The organism is Helicobacter magdeburgensis (genome assembly GCF_000765825.2).
GTDB classification, from domain to species: domain Bacteria; phylum Campylobacterota; class Campylobacteria; order Campylobacterales; family Helicobacteraceae; genus Helicobacter_C; species Helicobacter_C magdeburgensis.
On record NZ_JRPE02000041.1, the window covers coordinates 1 to 1,450 of the forward strand.

Sequence of the window (1,450 nt, forward strand, 5' to 3'; positions counted from 1 at the left end):
GAAACTCACAATCACTTCATCTCCAACTCTTGGAGTATGATAAAAACCTGAACTTGCACTTGCAATAGGGGAGCTTACTCTAAGATAAGGAGAGTAATGATAAGAATAGGCTTTCTGTTTCGTTTGTGTTCTTGCTAAAGAATTCATCTATTAATCTTTCCTATCCACTTTATAATATTTCCTTTTGAATCTATTTCAACACTTAAGTCTTTGTATTTGTTATAGAATCTAGGGGCTAGGATTTCATTGAAGTATTGTGTGCCTTTGGGGGTGCGAATTACATTTATATCCCAAGAATTCCAATCTTTAGGATTGCTCCAAAGTATTTTAGAGTAATCCTCTTTTTTACTATAATCATATAAATAATTTTGATATTGATAAAAAAATATTTCTTTAAAATATTTCCAAGCTTCAAATGGAGAATCAAAGGAGTGCGACAAACTTTTTTCTTCATCTTTGCAAATAAAGTCTATCAAATTACCCAAGAAACACTCCCCAATTATCCCTATATATTCACTTGCATAACTAGGTTGCGGGTCGTTTTCAAAAAGGCTTTTACTTAAAATATCAAGTGGATAAATATCATATTGTCCCATAAAGCCCTCATCAATTTCAAAATCAGATTGCGCTTCTTGCAAAATGCAATATTCAAAATATTCTAAAATATCTATTTTGGTAATATGCGAGTTGGTTAAGAGTACTTTTAAATCTAATGCTTGCTCTCCTAAAATAACTGCTATTTTTTTATTTATACCCGTTTTATAAATAGAATTAAACAGGAATGTATCAATACTTTCTAGTGCTTTGTATTTCATTTTCTCATCGTCTCCAAATTATGAATTACCTTTTCTTTTTTATTGATGTCTATGGCTCTTCCACCTGTTTGAGAATTAGAGCGAATACCTATGGAAGTGCCATCATCTAAAAGATATTCTAACACATTTACCTTTTCTTCTTTTCCAGTTTTTTTCACTCTCATTGTTTGCTTATGCTCTCCATTGTATTTTGCATTGTTTATAAATTTTGTGACCAATTCATTAAATTCTTTTGTGTCTTTTGTATAATGCACTCTTTCACTTCTTCCAAGACCCAATTCTTTAGCGGTTGGCAACCTCCCCACCACCTCCAACACCTCTTCCTTTGTCAAACTCCTACTAAGCTCTGTTACTCCTTTTACCCCTTTAATCGCAGAACCTATACCTCTTAAAGCAGGAATAAACATAGCACTCATATCTTCTAAAGGTGGGTCATCAATTTGTAATGTTGGAGGCAACACTATCTCTATAAACTCATCACTTTCATCTAATGTTTCTATTCTTATAACATTATCAGGGATTACTGCTTGATAATGCACATCCACCCCCACATCTCTATTTGCTCTCCATAAATAAGCAAAGAATCTTATTTGCTTATTCTCCCATTCTTCTTTGAAAGGAATATTGACTATTTC

The 1,450-nt window shown here is 32.6% G+C and carries 3 protein-coding genes; all 3 read right to left on the reverse strand.

The features are described from left to right. The coding region (locus LS74_RS11025; RefSeq protein ID WP_236096935.1) for a phage baseplate assembly protein V at positions 1–147 on the reverse strand (147 nt) is incomplete at its 3' end. Then, positions 144–815: a hypothetical protein gene (locus LS74_RS10740; RefSeq protein WP_034589732.1), complete on the reverse strand. Its 672-nt coding sequence runs from the start codon at positions 813–815 to the stop codon at positions 144–146. The genes LS74_RS11025 and LS74_RS10740, both read right to left, overlap by 4 nt. Further along, a partial coding sequence (locus LS74_RS11600) for a hypothetical protein (RefSeq protein WP_236096934.1) occupies positions 812–1,450 on the reverse strand: 639 nt, incomplete at its 5' end. The genes LS74_RS10740 and LS74_RS11600, both read right to left, overlap by 4 nt.

Coding starts and splice junctions, on each gene's coding strand:
- LS74_RS10740 (WP_034589732.1), bottom strand. CDS start 815: ATGAAATACAAAGCACTAGAAAGTATTGATACATTCCTGTTTAATTCT.